The sequence below is a fragment of the Actinophytocola sp. genome, from assembly GCF_050699915.1.
GTDB lineage: Bacteria > Actinomycetota > Actinomycetes > Mycobacteriales > Pseudonocardiaceae > Actinophytocola.
This window is the reverse complement of the sequence record NZ_JBOHGA010000010.1, coordinates 19,983-38,868: the sequence shown is the minus strand read 5'-3', so window position 1 is coordinate 38,868 and position 18,886 is coordinate 19,983. Positions and strand designations below refer to the sequence as shown.

Sequence of the window (18,886 nt, the reverse complement as noted above, 5' to 3'; positions counted from 1 at the left end):
GGCCCCCTGTGTCGATGGTTCGCTCGCAAGCTCGCTCACTAACGGACCATACTGCGCACCTGCCGGGCGGCGACCGACAGTGTGGCCAGATCGAGCTGGTTCGCCCGCTGGATCTCCTCGAGCGACATCCGCGAGCGGGACAGGCGCGAGGCGTTGGTCTGCTCCCAGTTCGAGATCTTCGCGTCCGTCGAGCTGCCGGGATCGCTCTGTCGCAGCACGTCCAGCGTGATCGCGCGCAGCGACGAGTACATGTCGTCGCGCAACGCCAGCCGGGCCAGCGCGTGCCACCGGTTGCCCCGCTCCAGCGCGCTCACCGACGTCAGCATCGAGTCGATGTTGAGATGGTCGGACAGCGCGTAGTAGAGATCCGCGGTCTCCCACGGGTTGCGCTCCGTGTCGAGCCCGGCGTCCCGCTCGGCCAGCTCGGACACCTCGGTGATGTCCAGCAGCGAGTAGGTGTTCAGCAGCGAGGCGATGCGCGCGGCCAGCGCGGTCGGCACGCCCTGGTCGACGAGCGACTGCGCACGCCGCACGGCCGCCTCCCGCTCGACGCCGCGCAGCATCGAGCCGACCCCGGGCGCGAGCTCCGCGACCACCTTGTGGAACCGGTTGATCTCCGCGCCGACCGCGAGCGGCTGCGGACGGTTGGACAGGAACCAGCGCGACGCCCGGTCGAGCAGCCGGCGGCTCTCCAGCATCATCTCGTCCGCGGTGTCCGTGGGCACCACGTTGTCCAGCGCCCGGATGTCGACCCACAGCGTCTGCAGGTCGTAGATCCGGGTGGTGGAGGTGAACGCGCGGACCGCGTCGGTGCCGGTCGCGTTCATCTCCTCGGCGAGCCGGAACGCGTAGGACACCCCGCCGCCGTCGACGACCTCGTTGACCACGACCGTGGAGGTGATCTGGCGGCGCAGCGGGTGCTTCGGGATGGCCGGGGAGAACTGCTCGCGCAGCCGGGTCGGGAAGTACTCGGGCAGGCGCCGGGCGAAGACGTCCGCGTCGGGCAGCTCGCTCGCCAGCACCTCCACCTTGAGCGCCAGCTTGACGTGTGCGAGCAGCGACGCGAGCTCCGGAGAGGTCAGCCCCTCGCCGGCCTTGTCCATCTCGCGGAACCGTTCCGTGGACGGGAAGGCCTCCAGCTCGCGGTCCAGGCCGGTGCGCTCCTCCAGGAACGCGACGAGGCGGGCCAGCACGGTCAGCATCGGCATCGCGTGCGCGCGGCTGACCCCGAGCACGGCGTTCTGCCGGTAGTTGTCGTCGAGCACGAGGTCGCCGACCTCGTCGGTCATCGACACGAGCAGCTCGGTGCGCTGCTCCTGCGCCAGCTCGCCGTTGGTGACCAGCTGGTCCAGCAGGATCTTGATGTTGACCTCGTGGTCGGAGCAGTCCACGCCGGCGGAGTTGTCGAGCGCGTCGGTGTTGACCTTGCCGCCCGCCTTGGCGAACTCGATGCGGCCGCGCTGGGTCAGGCCGAGGTTGCCGCCCTCGCCGACGACCTTGACGCCCAGGTCGGCGCCGTCGACCCGGACCGCGTCGTTGGCCTTGTCGCCGACCTCGGCGTTGCTCTCGGTGCTGGCCTTGACGTAGGTGCCGATGCCGCCGTTCCACAGCAGGTCGACCGGGGCGAGCAGGATCTGCTTGATCAGCTCGGCCGGAGACAGCTTGGCCGTGCCCTCCGGCAGGCCCAGCGCCGCCCGGACCTGCTCGCTGATCGGGATGGCCTTGAGCGTGCGCGGCCAGACCCCGCCGCCCTCGCTGATCAGCGAGCGGTCGTAGTCGTCCCAGCTCGACCGCGGCAGGTCGAACAGCCGGCGACGCTCGGCGTAGGAGCCGGCCGCGTCCGGGTTCGGGTCGATGAACACGTGCATGTGGTTGAACGCGGCCACCAGGCGGATGTGTTGGGAGAGCAGCATTCCGTTGCCGAAAACGTCACCGGCCATGTCGCCGACGCCGACGACCGTGAAGTCCTCGGTCTGGGTGTCCTTGCCGAGCTCGCGGAAGTGCCGCTTGACGCTCTCCCACGCGCCGCGGGCGGTGATGCCCATGGCCTTGTGGTCGTAGCCGACCGAGCCGCCGCTGGCGAACGCGTCGCCGAGCCAGAAGCCGTAGCTCTTCGAGACGTCGTTGGCGATGTCGGAGAACGTCGCGGTGCCCTTGTCCGCGGCGACGACCAGGTAGGTGTCGTCGTCGTCGTAGCGCACCACGTCCGGCGCCGGCACGACCTTGCCGGCGCGCAGGTTGTCGGTGAGGTCGAGCAGGCCGGAGACGAACATCCGGTAGCACGCGATGCCCTCGGCGAGGAACGCCTCGCGGTCGGCCGACGAGTCGCCGGTCGGCAGCGGCGGTCGCTTGACGACGAAGCCGCCCTTGGCGCCGACCGGCACGATCACGGCGTTCTTCACCGCCTGCGCCTTGACCAGGCCGAGCACCTCGGTGCGGAAGTCCTCCCGGCGGTCGGACCAGCGCAGCCCGCCGCGCGCGACCGGGCCGAACCGCAGGTGCACGCCCTCGACCCGGGGCGAGTACACGAAGATCTCGAACCGGGGCCGCGGCTCGGGCAGGTCGGGCACGGCGTGCGGGTCGAGCTTGATCGCGAGGAACGGCCGCGGCTCGCCGTCCTCGTCGCGCACCCGGTAGTTGGTGCGCAGCGTCGCGCAGACCAGGGTCGTGAAGCTGCGCAGGATGCGGTCCGCGTCGAGGCTCGTGACCTCGTCGATCATGGCGGTGATGTCGGCGACCTGTGTGTCGACCGCCTCCTGCCGCTCATGGACCGCGAGCCGAGTGTCGAACCGGGTCTCGAACAGGCAGACCAGCGCGGTGGCCACGTCGGTGTGGCCGAGCACGGCGTCCTCGATGTACTCGGTCGAGTACGGGGTACCGGCCTGGCGCAGGTAGCGGGCGTAGGCGCGGAGCAGGGCGGCCTGGCGCCAGGTGAGCCCGCCGCGCATGACGAGCGAGTTGAACCGGTCGGACTCGGCGTCCCCGCGCCAGATCGCGCCGAAGGCCCGCTCGAACTCGACGCGCAGCTCCTCGCGCTCCTCCGCGGCGCGGCTCTCGACCACCGACGGGTCGGCGCGCAGACCGAAGTCGTAGATCCACCACTTCGTGCCGTCCTCGCGGCGCAGCTCGTACGGGCGCTCGTCGAGGACCTCGACGCCCATCTGCTGCAGGACCGGCAGCACCTGGGACAGGGTGACGCCGTGCCCGGCGAGGTAGAGCTTGAACCGGCGCTCCCCCGGCTCGGCGTGCGGCGCGGTGTAGAACGCCATGTCCATGTCGCCGGCCTGGCGCAGCCCCTCCAGGCGGCGCAGGTCGGCGAGGGCGTCGACGGCGGTGAAGTCCTCCTTGTAGGCCTCCGGGAACACGCTCGCGAACCGCTGGCCCTGCTCGGTGGCCGACTCCGCGCCGACGGTGATCGTGTCGTCGTCGACCCGCACGGTGCCCTCGGCGACCTGCTCACGCTGCTCGGCGAAGACCGCCTCGACGAGGCGGTCGTCCCAGGTGCGGACGGCCTCGGTCATCCGGGCCTGGATGTGCGCGACGTCGGCGTCGCCCGCCTTCTCGGGGTCCACGGTGTGCACGGTGAAGTGCACCTGCGCGAGCGAGGTCTCGCCGATGCGCGTGGAGAACTCGAGGTTCTTGCCGCCCAGCTCCTCGAGCAGGACCTCCTGCATCGCGAGGCGCGAGGTGGTCGTGTAGCGGTCGCGGGGCAGGAAGACCAGGCAGGAGTAGAAGCGGCCGAACGGGTCGCGGCGCAGGAACAGCCGCAGCCGGCGGCGGTCCGCGAGGGCGATGACGCCGGTGGTGGTCTGGTAGAGCGTGTCCGGGCTGGTGGAGAACAGCTCCGAGCGCGGCCAGTTCTGGATGACCTCGAGCATCCGCTGGCCGGTGTAGGACTCCAGCGGGAAGCCGGCGCGGTGGATCACCTCGCGCACGCGGCGGCCGACGACGGGGATGTCGAGGACGTCCTCGTGCAGGGCGTTGATCGTGAAGACGCCGAGGAACCGGTGCTCGCCGGTGACGTTGCCCGCCTCGTCGAAGGTCTTCACGCCGACGTAGTACGGGTAGACGCTGCGATGGACCGTCGAGGGGGCGCTGGCCTCGGTGAGCACGAGCAGGTCGGAGCTGAACGCCGGGACGGCCGAGTCGGGGCCGGCGGTGAGGCTGCGGGAGGCGAGGCTGTCCTGGCGCAGCACGCCGAGGCCGCTCGCGAGGACGGTGCGCAGCCGGGGCTCGTCGTCGTCGCGGACGAGCTCGTAGTTGCGGTAGCCGAGGAAGGTGAAGTGGCCGTCGGCGAGCCAGCGCAGCAGGGCGGCGCCCTCCACGGCCTGGGCCTCGTCGACCTGCGGGCGCTCCTCGAGCTGGTCGGCGAGGGCGCGGGCGGTGCCGGCCATCCTGGCGGTGTCCTCGACGACCTCGCGGACGTCGTTGAGGACGTTGTTCAGGCCGCTTTCGGTATCCCGGCTGCGGTCGACGTCGGTGATGAGGTCGACCTCGATGGACATCCAGCTCTCGGCGAGCGCGTCCGGCGGGGGGTCGTCGGCCTCGGCGCTGGGCAGGACGTCACGCAGGCCGCCGGCGACGTCCCGACTGACGACGACGATCGGGTGGACCACGCGGTGGACCTGCAGGCCGCCGCGGACCAGCTCGGCGGAGACGGACTCGACCAGGTAGGGCATGTCGTCGGTGACGATCTGGACGACCGTGCCGGCGGTGGACCAGCCCTCGGAGGCCGGGTCGGGGTTGAACACCCGGACGGCCGGGCGGCCCGGTACCCGCTGCTCGGCGAGGCGGCGGTGCGAACGGACGATGCCCACGAGGTCGACCGGCTCGTGGTCGATGACCTCCTCGGGCGGGATGTAGCGATAGTAGAGACGGATCAGGTCGGCGAGGTCGTCGGCGGCCGCGGCGGCGAGCTCGATGAGGTCGTCACGAGTCTGCTCGGGGCTCATCGGACCGTCCCCCGGCTTGTGGCCGGCGGCGGAGCCGAGGTGGGTGCGGGTTCCGGTCGAGGTCATCTACGCGACTCCACAATTGGCGGCACGTCGGTGTGCCACAGGCAGCACACACCCTAATCTGATCACGAATCCCGCGACGGGCATCCTGAGTCGTGCCAAGGGTAACGACCGTGGCGGAAACTCACTCGGGAGATCGGTGCCGGCCCGAGGCCGGGGACTGGTAGCGCCAGTCGAAGAGCCGATCGAAGTCGTCGTCCGGTTTGTGCTGCTCCGGCTGGTTCTGCTGCCGCTCTTTCTCGGCCTCGTCGGAAGTCTCCTGGTAGGCGGCCAGGGCCTCGGCCAGCAGGCCGGCGATGGTGGTGGAGTCAGATCGCTCGCCCGGACGCTCCCGGGTGGTGTCGCCCGGCCACGCGATGCCGCGGTCTGCCTGCTCCGGCTGAGGTTCCGCTGCTCGCGGCTCGTCGTTCCCACGGAAGGCGGCCGCGAGCCGGCTCGTGCGGGCACGAGGCCCGCGCCGAGGCAAGTCGGCACTCGGCGACGCGGACCCGGGCTCGTCAAGGCCCGACCCGGCACGGGACTCTCGCCGTGGCAGGTCGGCACCGGGTGCGGTGAGAGGGCCCGGCTCGTCGAGACTCGAGCCGGCACCGGGCCCGCGGCGCGGCAGGTCGGCACTGGGCGGGGTGCCGGAGCCGGGCTCGTCGAGACTCGTGTGGGCACGGGGCTCGCGGCGCGGCAGGTCGGCGCTGGGTGGAGTGAGAGGACCGGGCTCACCGGGCGACGTGGGCCCGGGGTCCGGCGGCGCGGGCGGAATGGGCTCCGGCTCGGCGGGGTCGGGGATGTCCGGGCGACGTTCGGGCTCGGGGACGTCGTCCGGCTCTGGCGGGGTGGGGATCGTCTGCCGCGGCGCTCGGGGGACGGTGCTTCCGTTGCGCGCGTGGTCATCGGTGGGCCGCGAGGGCGCCGGGAGTGGTGTCGGCCGGTCCCCCACCTCCCCGGCGGCTAAGGCGGACATCAGCAGCGCAAGCTCGGCCTTGGTCTGCTCGTAGGTGGAGGAGCTGGAGCGGGCGGCCTCGCCACCCGTGCCGCTCGACTTCTCGGCTCCGCCCGGATCGCCGCTCGGCTCGGACACTCCGCCGCCGCGACCGGACTCCTGCGCCTCGGTATCGCGGTCGGGCTCCGCGCCCTGGTCACGCTGCTCGGCATCCAGCTGCACGGTGTCCCGGTCCGCGACAAGCGTCTCCGCTTCGTGGCTGGACGCGTGCGAATCGGCGCCGGGGAATGGTTCGGGGGTCTCGTCTCCGCGTTGCGGCTCCGCGTTGGCTGACGGGTCGCCCGTGTTCGTGGCGCTGTTGGGCTCTCGCCCGACGGTGTCGCCGTGGGGGTCGCGCGCAGCAGGTTCGCCGCGGAAGTCCCACGCTTCGGTGCCGCGGTCCGGCACGCGTGTGTTCGTGTCGCCTTGAGGCTCGGGTGCCGCGGAGTCGGTGCGGAACTCCCACCTGTCGGCGCTGCGGTCGGGCAGGTGCGCGTCGGTCTCGCGATCACGCGTCTCGTCGTCGCGGTCGGGTGTGCCGCGGGGGTTTCGCGTGTCGGTGTCGGTGTCGGTGTTCGCGTTGGCGGCGTCCGGGGCTTCCGGTTTGCCGGCTGTTGCGGGCTCTTGGGTGTCCTCGGTGGCAGCGTCGGCGGCGCGACGCTTGCCGCCGCTGCCGTCGGGGATGCTCAGCGAGCTGATGATCGCCCGGCCGATCCGGAGGGTGTCGTTCGCGTCCTGGCCGGTCAGGTCCTCGTCCACGGCCGGCGGGAGTGGCGTGCTGGGCATGCCCATCGCCGGGGTGAGCGCGTGGCGGGCGGCGTTGATCAGCGCCCTCGCGTCGACCGTCGTGGCGTCCGGGTTCGACTGCACGACGCCCGTGCTGATGCTGTGGCCGTTCGCGGTGCCGAGCCACGCGGACTCGATCCGGGCGGCCAGCTTCTCCGCCTGGTCCCGCGTCGTGTGCGGCAGCACGACCGCGAGCTCCGCACCGTCCGAGCGGGCCAGCTCGGCATCCTCCGGCGCCATGTTGCGCACCCGGCCGGCGAGCTCGCTCAGCTCGAAGTCCGTCGCCGCGGAGCGGGTGCCCGGGTCGGCGATCCGGCCGGGACCAAGGCCGCCGTCCAGCCGGACAAGTGTCAGCGCCACCGGGCGGTCACCGTTGCGCACCGCACGCAGGCGGCGGATCAGGCCCTCCTTGTTGAGCAGACCGGTCGCCGCGTCGGTTTCGGACTGCTCGTGCATCCGCTCCGCGGTCGCGGACACCAGCTCCCCAGCCGACAGCTCGGCTCGCACAGCGGCCGGTTGCTCGTCCGACCGTTCTGGCGGCTCGCCCGCGCGCGCCGGCTGCTCGCCCGGGCGCGACGGTGGTTCAGTCGACCATTCCGGCTGCTCGCCAAGCCGCGCCGACTGCTCGCTCGGTCGCGCAGACTGCTCGCCTGACCGCGCCGACAGCGCGCTCGACCATTCCGGCTGCTCACCCGGAAGCACCGGCATCTCGCCCGGCCGCGCCGATGGCTCGCTCGGCTGCGTCGACTGCTCACTCAGTCGCGACGGCTGCTCACTCGACCATGCCGACAACTCGTCCGGCCGCGCCGACTGCTCGCTCGGCCGCACAGGTTGCTCGCTCGACCACGCAGACAGTTCGTCCGGCCGCGCCGACAACTCGCTCAGCCGCACAGGCTGCTCACTCGACCGCGCCGCGCGCTCACTCGACCGCATGGGCTGCTCACTCGGCCACGCCGACAACTCGTCCGGGCGCGCCGACTGGTCGCTTGGCCGCGCCGGTAGCTCGTTCGGACGCGTCGACTGCTCGCTGGGTGCCGCCAGCAGTCGCGCCTGGCGGGTGACTCGCTGTGCCGCCAGGTGCCAATCCGCCTGAGCGGCGGGCTGCTCGCCCGCGGCGCGAACCACCTTGCGCAGCAAGGTGTTGACGTCCTTTACGTCCCAGTTGTTCGGGCTCGTCTCGGTCAGGAGGTGTCGGGCCGCGTGGGCCATCGCGTGCAGGCGGCGTTGCTCGGCCGCGCGGGCGGCACGCAGTGACTCCAGCGCCACCGCCGGGCGCTCGGCGGTCTCGTCCAGTTGCGACACGACCGTTAGCGCGTCCGCCAGCAGCCCGTCCAGGCCGTGGCGATCGGCCACCCACACCGCCTGGTCCAGCAGGCCGCGGCCGCGCTCCACCCGTCCGGCCGGCAGGTGCACCCGCGTCGACACCGCGAGCATCAACTTGCCTACCGCCGCCGCCGACGTCGCGCGCACCGGCTCGGCCAGCACGCCCTCCGACACCGAGGCGGCCTCCTCGAGCGCGCCGTCGTCCAGCAGGGCACACGCCAGCTCGAGCACGAGCTGCGCGCGCAACCGTTCCGTCTCCCCGCGCCGGCCGCGCAGCCGGTTCAGCTGCGTGAGGCCCTCGCGGGCGGCGTCGGCCGCGTCCTCCGTGTCGCCGTACCAACGGTGATACGCCGCGGCCCGCACCGACAGCCGCGCGCGCTCCATCCGCCGCCCGTCTGGGCTCAGCTCGTCGTCGGCGGCCAGGAGGCGGTCGGCCTCGGTCAGCGCGTCCTCGAGGTCGTCGCGGCGGCCGACGTGCGCGATGCAGCCGACGAGCCGGCCCAACGCGACGGCCCGCACCGACGGCCGGGCCTGCTCCGTGTCCAGCACCGGCCGCAACAGCGTGCAGCCCAGCAGCGGCTCGCCGACCTCCCGCGTACAGGCCGCGAGGTCCAGCCGGACCGACATCGCCACGTCGGTCGCGCCATCGCCCTCCGCGAGCGCGAGCGCCGCGAAAGCCGGTTCGACCGCGTCGGCGTGGTGGCTCATCCGAACGAGCCCCGCAGCAAGCACCGCCTGGGCACGCATCGACAGCGACTTGGCCTGACCGACGTCACCCGAGCCGGACGGCTCGGCGGCGCCGACGATCAGCGCCCGCCGAGCCAGCTGGACGGCCAACTCCGGCGCGCTGAAGCGCAGCGCCTCGGCCGAGCGGACGAGTGCGGCACACTCACCCAGCCCGCCGGCCGCCGGTGCTTCGTTCCAGGCCGCCACCACTCGGAGCCCCCAACCTAGTCCCGGGTCAGCTTGCGGTAGGTGACCCGGTGCGGACGCGCGGCTTCCTCACCAAGGCGTTCGACCTTGTTCTTCTCGTAGCCCTCGAAGTTGCCTTCGAACCAGAACCACTTTGCGGGATCCTCGTCGCTGCCTTCCCACGCGAGGATATGGGTCGCGACCCGATCAAGGAACCACCTGTCGTGCGAAATGACCACCGCGCAGCCGGGGAACTGCTCCAACGCGTTCTCCAGCGAGCCGAGAGTCTCGACGTCCAGGTCGTTGGTCGGCTCGTCGAGCAGGATCAGGTTGCCGCCCTGCTTGAGGGTCATCGCCAGGTTGAGCCGGTTGCGCTCGCCGCCGGACAGCACGCCGGCCGGCTTCTGCTGGTCGGCGCCCTTGAAGCCGAACGCGCTGACATACGCCCGGGACGGCATCTCGACCTGTCCGACGTGGATGTAGTCCAGCCCTTCGGATACCACCTCCCACACGTTCTTCTTCGGGTCGAGCCCGCCCCGCTCCTGGTCCACGTAGGACAACTTCACCGTGTCGCCGATGCGGACCACGCCCGAGTCCGGCTCCTCGAGCCCGATGATCGTCTTGAACAGGGTCGTCTTGCCGACTCCGTTCGGACCGATCACGCCGATGATCCCGTTGCGCGGCAGATCGAACGACAGCCCGTCGATCAGCACCCGCTCACCGAAACCCTTGCGCAGGTTCTCGGTCTTGACCACGAGGTTGCCCAGCCGGGGCCCCGGTGGGATCTGGATCTCCTCGAAGTCGAGCTTGCGAGTGCGCTCGGCCTCCGTAGCCATCTCCTCGTACCGCTCGAGACGGGCACGGGACTTGGTCTGCCGCGCCTTGGCGTTGGACCGCACCCAGGCCAGCTCGTCCTTGAGCCGCTTCTGCAGCTTCTGGTCCTTCTTGCCCTGGACCGCCAGTCGCTCGGCCTTCTTCTCCAGGTAGGTGGAGTAGTTGCCCTCGTAGGGGTGGGCTCGCCCGCGGTCGAGCTCCATGATCCACTGCGAGAGGTTGTCGAGGAAGTACCGGTCGTGGGTCACGGCCAGTACGGCACCCGGGTACTGGGCCAGGTGCTGCTCCAGCCACAGCACGCTCTCCGCGTCCAGGTGGTTGGTGGGCTCGTCCAGCAGCAAAAGGTCGGGCTTGGACAGCAACAGCTTGCACAGCGCCACCCGGCGGCGCTCGCCACCGGAGAGCACCTTGACGTCCGCGTCCGGCGACGGGCACCGCAGCGCGTCCATGGCCTGTTCGAGCTGGGAGTCCAGGTCCCAGGCGTCGGCGTGGTCGAGATCCTCCTGAAGCTTGCCCATCTCCTCCATGAGCGCGTCGGAGTAGTCCGTCGCCATCTTCTCGGCGATCTCGTTGAAGCGATCGAGCTTGTGCTTGATCTCGCCGACACCCTCCTCGACGTTGCCGAGGACGGTCTTGTCTTCGTTGAGCGGCGGCTCCTGCTGCAGGATGCCGACGGTGTATCCGGGGGACAGGAATGCCTCGCCGTTGTTGGGCTGGTCCAGGCCGGCCATGATCTTGAGCACGCTGGACTTACCGGCTCCGTTGGGACCGACCACCCCGATCTTCGCTCCGGGGTAGAACGCGATGGTCACATCGTCGAGGATGACCTTGTCCCCGTGCGCCTTGCGCACCTTTTTCATGGTGTAGATGAACTCGGCCATGCCCGCGATCGTAGAGCGGCCCTGACTCGGCCCTGGCCGCGGTGTGGCGCAACGAGGCAGACGATCTTGCCGGGATCGCCGTCACCGGAGGATATACCTGCCGCACAAGGGGTTGCCCGCGTCAGGCCGCGGCGACCACCTCCTCGGCCGCGGCGCCGATACTCGCCGGGACCAGTCCAGGTGTTGGTCGTTCGACCGTCACCGTGCACCACGCGAGGTCGGGTCCGACGGAGCGGGCGTCGATCTCGTTGCTGGTGCGCCGCTCGCCGCTGTCGGTGAAGTACTCGCGGACGAAGAACCGGCCGGTGACCACCACGTTGTCGCCCTTCACCAGCGACACGGCGACGCCTTCGGCGAGCCGGCGCCAGCAGTTGACCTGGACGAACACCTTGTCGCCGTCGATCCAGTCCTGGGTCTCGCGGTCGAACCGGCGCTCGCGAGCCATCAGCCGGAAGCTGGTCTTGCGGTCGCCGTTGGGGAAGGTGTGCCGGGTGATCTCGGTGACCACCTTGCCGGCCACCGTCAGGTTCGTCTCGAACATCGTCTCGCTCCTCGTCGGTCGACGTCTCGGCGCGTTGGGCGCCGCTGACATGAACCAGACTGCCGGGGAGGGGCGACGGGCGGGGCGGGGAGCCGGTGGGCTGTGGACAAGTGGGGCGTTGTGGACAAGTGGCCCGCGAAGTGGTGACGGTGGAGCGGAAATGTCGGTGGGTGGTGCTAGGCGGGCCGCCCGACGGACTAGGAACGTTCCGAGGAGGAGGACTCGTCGGAGTCAGCCGTCGGCGCGGGGCCGTTGGGAGCAGCTTCGGAGGACGACGTGGCGGGCTCGGCGGTCGCCACGGACGAGCGAGCAGCGGGACCGTCCGCGAGCTTGCGCAGCATCGCGTTGTAGGCCACCCGGTCGGCGTCGCCCTCGGCGTCGGCGCGGCGGTCGATGCGGCGGGCCTCTCGGTCGTCGGCGCGGGCCCACTGGACCAGCAGCGCGATCAGCACGATCACCAGCGGCAGCTCGCCGGCCGCCCACGCGATCCCGCCGCCGAGCTGCTGGTCGGCCAGCAGGTTGCTCGACCACGGCAGGCCGAGCCCCTGGTAGAACTGCTCGCCGATGACCGTGTCCATGCTCATGAGGATCACGCCGAAGAAGGCGTGGAACGGCAGCGAGGCGAAGACCATGCCGAGCCGGGCCAGGTGCGGCAGGCGTCGCGGCGTCGGGTCGATGCCGATCACCGGCCAGTAGAAGAGGTAACCCACGAGTAGGAAGTGGGCATTCATCAGAAGGTGCGCCCAGTGCTTCTCCAGGGCGACATCGAACAGGCCGGAGAAGTACAGCACGTAGAAGGATCCGACGAAGAGCACGAGCGCGACCACCGGATGGGTGAGCACTCGCGCCACCGGGGACCGCACGATCGCGAGCAGCCACTCGCGCGGACCGGGCGGCCCGTCCCGGCCGGCGACCGGCAGCGCGCGCAGCGCCAGCGTCACCGGCCCACCGAGCACCAGGAGAACCGGCGCCAGCATGGACAGCATCATGTGGGTTTCCATGTGGATGCTGAACATGCCGGGCGCGTACCGGCCGAAACCGGACGAGGTGGCGAGCAGGAGGGTCAGGCAGCCCAGCAGCCAGGCGACGGTGCGGCCGACCGGCCAGGCGTCGCCGCGGGCCCGCAGCCGCCGCGCGCCGAGTACGTAGAACACCGCGAGGACGATCGCCAACGTGCCGTAGATCAGGTCGAACCGCCACGACGTCAGCAGCCGCAGCAGCGTGGGCGCGCCTTCGAGCGTGTAGCCGAGCTGGATCTCGATGGAGTCGGGAATCTCGGCGGGGCCCGGCGGTGGGGTGCGGGCGAGCGCGGCGGCGATGCCGATCGTGAGGCACATGAGCAGTACCTCGACCGCCGCCAGCCGCACGAGCACGGCGCTGGTGCCGCCCTCGACGATGGCCCGCACGCTCTTCTGCCGCTGCAGGAAGCCGAAGACGCCGAGCACACCCAGCGCAGCGATCTTGGCCACCACGAGCAGCCCGTACGACGTCGTGAACAGCTCGTCGACGGGCAGCCGCACCCAGGCGTTGATCACACCGGAGGAGGCCATCACGAGCCAGCAGACCAGTGCGGTCGCGGAAAACCGGGTGGCGGCCAGCCGCAGCCCCGCCCCGCTCGTGAACCGCCGGGCGAACACCAGCAGGGCCAGCAGGCCACCGACCCACAACGACGCGGCGACCAGGTGGAACAGGAGGCTGTTGGTGGCCAGGTCGTGCTGGCCGCCTGCCGACGAGTGCCCGGTCACGGCCGGCGGCATGATGCCGAAGAGGGCCAGGGCGAACAGCGTGGCCGTCGTCCCCCACGACAGCGCGAACCGGCAGCCGACCGCGACCACCAGCGCGACCACCGAGGTCAGCAGCCACGCCTTGGGCTGCTCGAGCTCGCGCAGCAGGGTCAGGAGCAGGTCGGAGCTGATCAGCTCCGAGACCGGCTTGTTGATCGCGTCCGCCTCGTAGAACGCCACCGCGACCAGGGCGGACAGGCACCAGAGCACTGCCGACCACGAGGCCGTGCGCAGCGCCGCGTACCCGCCGACGTCGAGGACGCCCGACTTCTGCGGCGCCACCATGAACGCGGCGAAGAGGAGCGAGCCGAGCGTCAGCACGCTGCCGATCTCGGCGAGCACGCGCACGACGGTCAGGCCGTATAAGTTGACCAGCCCGAAGTCGCCGGCGGTCAGCGAGAGCAGCGCGACCGCGGTCAGCACCGCGAGCAGCACCCCGACGACGATCAGCGGCAGGACGCCTGCGGTCGCGCCGGTCTTGGCGGCAGGGGTCGCCGGCTTCGGCGCGCTGTCGACGGACACGGTCCGAGCGTAGTCACCGCCGATTCAGGGCCGGTACCCGCGCGGGTTCGTCGTTCTCCTCCCGGCGCCGAGCCGCGGCGGCACCGAGCGCGGCCGGGACGATCAGCATCGCGACGACGCCGGCGAACCCGATGGCCACCTCGAGGTTGGTGACCTGGGCGATCCCGCCCAGCATGGGCGGGCCGATCAGGAAGCCGCTGTAGGCGATCGTGGTGACGAAGCCGATCTCGCGCTCGCCGCCCGTCCCGTCCTCGCGGCGGCCGACCGCGCCGGCCATGTTGAGCGCCACCGGGAAGGCGAAGGCCAGCCCGGCGCCGGCGAGACCGAAGCCGACGAACGCGAGAGGTGGGTTCGGCACCATGGCCGTGACCAGCAGCCCGACGCCCGCGACGAGTGCGCCGCCGATCAGCATCCGGTCCGCGCCGAGGCGGCGTTCCACCTGCTCGCCGAAGAGCCGGACGAGACCCATCGCCACACAGAAGACCGAGAAGGTGACCGCGGCGGCCGCCTCGTCCATCCCCCGCTCGCGGACCGCGAACAGCGCCGACCAGTCGCCGCTGCCGCCCTCGACGATCGCCGAGCACAGCGCGATCGCGCCGAGCATCCAGAGCACCGGCCGGCGCAGCATGCGGCGGTCCGTCGACCGATGCGCCTCGGGATCGGTGACCGGCTCCTCGCGCGGCACCCAGCGGATGACCGCGAGCGTCGCCACCAGCGAGAACGACGCCGTGGCGACGAAGTGGGCGAACAGCCCGACATCGTGCCCGGCGGCGAACGCCGCACCCACGGAGCCGGCGAGCGCGCCGAAGCTGAAGCCGGCGTGGAAGACCGGCATGATCGGCCGCTCGGTGCGGCGCACGACGGTCACCGCCGCGATGTTCATGGCGACGTCGAGCGTGCCGACACTCGCGCCGAGCAGGATCAGCGCCAGCCCGAGCTGGACCGAGGAGCCAACGGTGGCGACCACCGGCAGGATCACGGCGGTGGCCAGCGAAGACGTGAGTACCAGCGCGCGGGCACCGAACCGGGCGCACCAGCGGCCGGCCAGCGAGGCGGCCACGATCATGCCGACGCTGGCGCCGAGCAACGCGAGCCCGAGCTCACCCGGGCCGGCGTGGATCTGGTCCGCGACGGTCGGCATCCGCGGCGCCCAGGCACCGATCACCAAGCCGTTCAGCGCGAACACGATGAACACCGACAACCGTCCGGCGAGCACCCCGGCCTCCTCCCGTCGCCCTCGGCTTCGAGGGTAACTGAAGCGCTTCAGTGATCGCCACGGATATTTCGGGCAGGCACGAATTAGGCTTGACCGGTGAGTCCGGACCGGGTACGCCGACCCACCCTCGACACGATCGCCCGCGAGGTCGGGGTCTCCAGGGCGACCGTGTCGAACGCGTACAACCGGCCGGACCAGCTGTCCGCGCAGCTGCGCGAGCGGATCATCAAGACCGCCAAGGAGCTCGGCTACGCCGGCCCGGACCCGGTGGCCCGGTCGCTGGCCACGCAGCGCGCGGGCTCGGTGGCGATCATGCTGTGCGACGTGCTGTCCTCGGCGTTCTCGGACCCGGCGCTGTGCATCATGCTCGACAGCCTGGCGTCCACAGTGGACAGCCCGGACCGGGGACTGCTGCTGCTCCCGGGCGTGGCCGACGGCGGGCCGCGGGCGCAGAACGTGATGCGCGCGCAGACCGACGTGGTGGTGGCCTACTCGCTGCCCGACAACGCGGCGGCGCTGGCGGCGGTGCGGGAGCGGAACCTGCCGCTGGTGGTCGTGGACCAGCCGGAGGTGGCCGGGGCGGCCGCGGTGCGGGTCGACGACTTCGGCGGCGCGCTGCTCGCGGCCAGGCACGTGGCGTCGCTGGGCCACCACCGCGTGGCGATCCTGGGCCTCTCCCTGAGCGCTGACGGCCACCGCGGGCCGAGCAGCGCGCAGCGAATCGCCGAAGGGCACTTCCGGGTGACCCTCGACAGGATCGCCGGTTACCTGAAAGGGCTGGCTGAACAGGGTATTGTCGCCGATGAGGTGCCGCTCTGGGAGGCGCCGGGGAGTGTCCGGGAGTTGGGCAGGGAGGGCGCCAGGTGGCTGTTGGGGCTACGGCCGAGGCCGACCGCGGTCCTCTGCATGTCCGACGAGCTCGCCCTGGGTGCGCTGCGGGCGGCCGAGGAGCTGGGGCTGTCCGTGCCCGGGGAGGTGTCGATCGTGGGATTCGATGACACTCCCGCCGCGAGCTGGGCGGACCCGCCGCTGACCACGGTGCGCCAGGACCTCGTCGAGAAGGGCAGACAGGCCGGCGAGCTGGCGCTGCGACTGCTCGACGGTGCGAGACCGGGCAGACCGGTCACTATCGGGGTGGATCTGCAGGTCCGAGGCTCGACGGGCCCCGCCGGGACCTGAGCCGGACCAAAATCACACCCCGATCTGAGCCGATTCGGAAACGACCGAGCGGTCCCGAACGATCAGACCCTAGGGCAGCACCCTGCCGATTCGGGCGGGCGCGGCCCGCCATGCCCTCGTAGCTCAGCGGACAGAGCAGGAGCCTTCTAAGCTCTGGGTCGCAGGTTCGAGTCCTGCCGGGGGCGCGTTGTGGCTGGTCAGGTCATGATCAAGTCTTGTCGCCTTGATCAACCTGACCTTTACCTGACCTTTTCGGTTCGATCTCGGGCATCGCTTCGGTGCTGCCCTCCCCTGCCACGTGCCGGTCCATGTACTCGTCTTGCGTGGTCGAGATCCGGTCGTGGCCGAGGTAGTCGGCGATCTGGCGGGCGGTCCAACCGGCCTCGTCGAGTCGGGTCGAGACGAAGTGCCGGAAGGCGTGCGGGTGCAGGCCGGCCCACTCCGTCTCGGCGACCACGTTGCGAAGTTGCTTGCGCAGGTTGTCCGGGTCGCGCAGGGTGTCGGCCGACGACGGGAACACCCAGTCGCACGTCCGCTCGGCATACCGACCCTTGACGATCTCCATCACCCACGACGCCGGGCGAATGGTGCGCATGCCTGCCTCAGACTTCGTGTGCGGCTGCACGATCAGGCCCACGCCCTTGACGCGGATGACCGTGCCCTCGATCGACATCGTGCCGGCCTCGAATTCGAGCTTCGACCAGTCCAGCGCGAGCAGCTCGCCGATGCGGCAGCCGACGCCGGTCAGCACGTCCACCACGTCGACGAGGTCGTTGCGCGCCGCGCTCGTGGACCCGGCCATGTGAGCCCGCAGCTTGGACACGCTGTCCACGGTAAGGACGATCTTGCGATCGGCACGTCGCTCGGACTTGCGCTTGCGCGGGGCCGGCGTCAGCTCGCGGACCGGGTTGTCGTCGAGCGCGTCGAGCCGGACGGCGAGCGAGCACATCCCGGCTAGCACGATCCGCGCGTGGCGAGCCCGGCCGATGCCGTTCGCGTCTCGGATCGCGCGGATGATCCGGTCGGCCGTCGACACCTTCCGGAAGTCTGCAACCCGTAGCGCGGCCGCGGCCGGCTCCAGCAGGTTGTGCCAGACCTCGGTGTAGGTCTCCTTCGTTCGGGTGGCCTTGCCGGATTCGGCGAGGTCGCGAAGCCACAGCTCGGCCACCTTGGCGAACCGCGAATCCGGCGTGATCTCGCCGTCGGTGACTGGCTTGCCACGGTCCCGCAGAGCGGCGCGCAGATTGTCGGCCGCCTTGTTCGCTGTGGCGCCGACGCGGCCGACGCGTCGGGTGACGCCGTCGAAGTCGCGGTATTTGGCTTCGGCCTTGCAGGTGTTCGGTCCGATCCGGTAGGTGTTGATCTTGCCCCACGTGCCGATCGGCAGCGGTGGACGTGGCATCAGGCGACCTCCGCGGGCAGGCTCTCGAACCAGCGCTCGACGTCGGCCGGGCGGTACTTGACGTACTTGCCGACCCGGCGCCCCGGTGGGCCGTACTTGCGAGTGCGCCACTGGTAGAGGGTCTGTTCGGGCACGCCGAGGTACTCGGCGACTTCCTTGACGCCCCACAGCCTGTTCGTGGTCATGGTTGGTCCTGTTCTCGTCGGTGCCTGGTGAGGCGTGCTTGTCTGGTGCGGTCGGCGATGGCCGCCGCCAGCTCGCGTTCGGCGTCGTCGGCGTAGCCGGTGCCGGTGAACTCCCAGTCGTTGATCACGGTGATGTCGGCGAGCTCGTCGGTCGGGATGCCGAGCGCGGTCAGCCGTTCGGCGAGCCGGTGCGCCTGGCGGTCGCCGCGGAGGGTCTTGAAGGTGGTCGAGTAGGCGCGGGACTTGGTGAGGAAGTGGCCGCGGAAGCCGAGCATGTGCGCCCAGCGCCGCAGGTTCAGCGGCTCGTACTGGTCGAGCTCGCCGAGATCCCAGGCGGTCTGGATCATCCGTCGGTGGTGGTCGGACAGGCGCAGGTGATCGATGTCGAGCTGTGAGCGAATCGGCCGGTCGGCCGCCTCGGTCTTGCCGGTGCCCTTGGTGGCGTACTTCGCGATGTAGCCGGCCAGCCGCTGCTCGCTGATCCGCCCGTCGTCGTCCTCCAGCTCGTACTCGCGGGTGATCGGTCGGATGTCCACCTGCCCGCCCCAGCCCAACCGCAGCGGTTCGCCGTCTGGCCGGACCGTCTTCACCACGACGGTGGCCGCCGCCAGGCGGACGCATTCCGCGAGCAGCTCGGGCGTTGCCCATGCGGGCGGTGGATCGGTCGCGCCTTCCGGTCCGTCGAGGCGGACGACGGCGTGGAAGTGGACGAGCCCGCGGCGCTGGTACTCGGCCACCTTGCCGTAGGACAGCCGGGCGACCCGTCCGAAGCCGCGGATCGGGATGCCGGCCTGCTTGGCGAGCTCGCGACGCAGCCGGGTGATGAACCGGTGCCACAGCACGCCCGTGTGGGCCTGCCACAGCACCGCGCCGACGTAGTCGTAGCCGGCCGGGTCCAACGGCGTCCCGATCCGCGGGTCGTGCTCGTGGTGCCGCTCGCCACACGGACAGCGCCGCTGCCGGCCGGCCGCGCTGAAGGCTCGGTTGTGCACAGCACCGAACGAGGGTGGGGTGAGCGTGACGAAGGCGCGCGGGCGGTCGGTGACCGACTCCGGTACGCCCTTGGAACCGCCGGACAAGCCGGCGCGGATCAGGTGGAAGGCGTCGGCGGCGTAGCGGTCCGAGCAGGTCGGGCAGACCGTGCTACGACGGTTTCCGCACGGAACCCATGCGGTCCCGCCGTACTCGTCGACGACCTTGCCGGTCAACGCGTGCACGAGCGTCGAGCCGCCAACGAGCCTGATCGGTTTGGCGCACCCGCCGATCGCTTCGACGCGAGCACGCCAGTCCTGGTAGTCGCCGGCGCGGAGTCGGGCGGCCATCCGATCGTCCA

Annotated in this window: 10 protein-coding genes and 1 tRNA gene; 2 read left to right on the top strand and 9 right to left on the bottom strand. The window is 71.1% G+C overall.

The window, feature by feature from the left end; translation table 11 throughout:
- Positions 1–38: 38 nt before the first annotated feature.
- The 6 genes from ACRDSK_RS03370 to ACRDSK_RS03345 all read right to left on the bottom strand — a co-directional run bounded on the left by ACRDSK_RS03370 (position 39) and on the right by ACRDSK_RS03345 (position 14,787).
- Complete coding sequence (locus ACRDSK_RS03370) at positions 39–5,018, bottom strand: NAD-glutamate dehydrogenase (RefSeq protein ID WP_431438381.1); 4,980 nt, start codon at positions 5,016–5,018, stop codon at positions 39–41.
- A 121-nt stretch (positions 5,019–5,139) separates the two neighbouring features.
- Entirely contained in the window at positions 5,140–9,030 is a 3,891-nt protein-coding gene (locus ACRDSK_RS03365) for a hypothetical protein (RefSeq protein WP_431438380.1), read from the bottom strand.
- Between the two features lie 17 nt (positions 9,031–9,047).
- Positions 9,048–10,724, bottom strand: coding sequence for an energy-dependent translational throttle protein EttA (gene ettA / locus ACRDSK_RS03360; protein ID WP_431438379.1), 1,677 nt, complete (start codon positions 10,722–10,724; stop codon positions 9,048–9,050).
- A gap of 121 nt (positions 10,725–10,845) precedes the next feature.
- On the bottom strand, positions 10,846–11,265 hold the full coding sequence (locus ACRDSK_RS03355; protein WP_431438378.1) for a single-stranded DNA-binding protein: 420 nt from the start codon (positions 11,263–11,265) through the stop codon (positions 10,846–10,848).
- 197 nt (positions 11,266–11,462) lie between these two features.
- Entirely contained in the window at positions 11,463–13,571 is a 2,109-nt protein-coding gene (locus ACRDSK_RS03350; RefSeq protein WP_431438377.1) for a cytochrome c oxidase assembly protein, read from the bottom strand.
- A gap of 13 nt (positions 13,572–13,584) precedes the next feature.
- The gene (locus tag ACRDSK_RS03345; protein ID WP_431438376.1) at positions 13,585–14,787 is read right to left on the bottom strand and encodes an MFS transporter; all 1,203 of its coding nucleotides are present in this window, start codon (positions 14,785–14,787) and stop codon (positions 13,585–13,587) included.
- Positions 14,788–14,883: 96 nt separating this feature from the next.
- Between ACRDSK_RS03345 and ACRDSK_RS03340 the strand changes: the two genes are divergently transcribed.
- Positions 14,884–15,966, top strand: a complete 1,083-nt coding sequence (locus tag ACRDSK_RS03340; RefSeq protein ID WP_431438375.1) for a LacI family DNA-binding transcriptional regulator — start codon at positions 14,884–14,886, stop codon at positions 15,964–15,966.
- Positions 15,967–16,078: 112 nt separating this feature from the next.
- Positions 16,079–16,151: transfer RNA gene (locus ACRDSK_RS03335), tRNA-Arg, on the top strand.
- A gap of 23 nt (positions 16,152–16,174) precedes the next feature.
- Here ACRDSK_RS03335 and ACRDSK_RS03330 read toward each other — a convergent pair.
- The 3 genes from ACRDSK_RS03330 to ACRDSK_RS03320 are packed head-to-tail and all read right to left on the bottom strand — an operon-like array spanning position 16,175 to position 18,875.
- A complete protein-coding gene (locus ACRDSK_RS03330; protein ID WP_431438374.1) occupies positions 16,175–17,368 on the bottom strand; it encodes a site-specific integrase in 1,194 nt (397 codons plus the stop codon).
- On the bottom strand, positions 17,368–17,553 hold the full coding sequence (locus ACRDSK_RS03325; RefSeq protein WP_431438373.1) for a helix-turn-helix transcriptional regulator: 186 nt from the start codon (positions 17,551–17,553) through the stop codon (positions 17,368–17,370). Before ACRDSK_RS03325 ends, ACRDSK_RS03330 begins: the two co-directional genes overlap by 1 nt.
- Positions 17,550–18,875: a replication initiator gene (locus ACRDSK_RS03320; RefSeq protein WP_431438372.1), complete on the bottom strand. Its 1,326-nt coding sequence runs from the start codon at positions 18,873–18,875 to the stop codon at positions 17,550–17,552. Before ACRDSK_RS03320 ends, ACRDSK_RS03325 begins: the two co-directional genes overlap by 4 nt.
- Between the last annotated feature and the right edge of the window lie 11 nt (positions 18,876–18,886).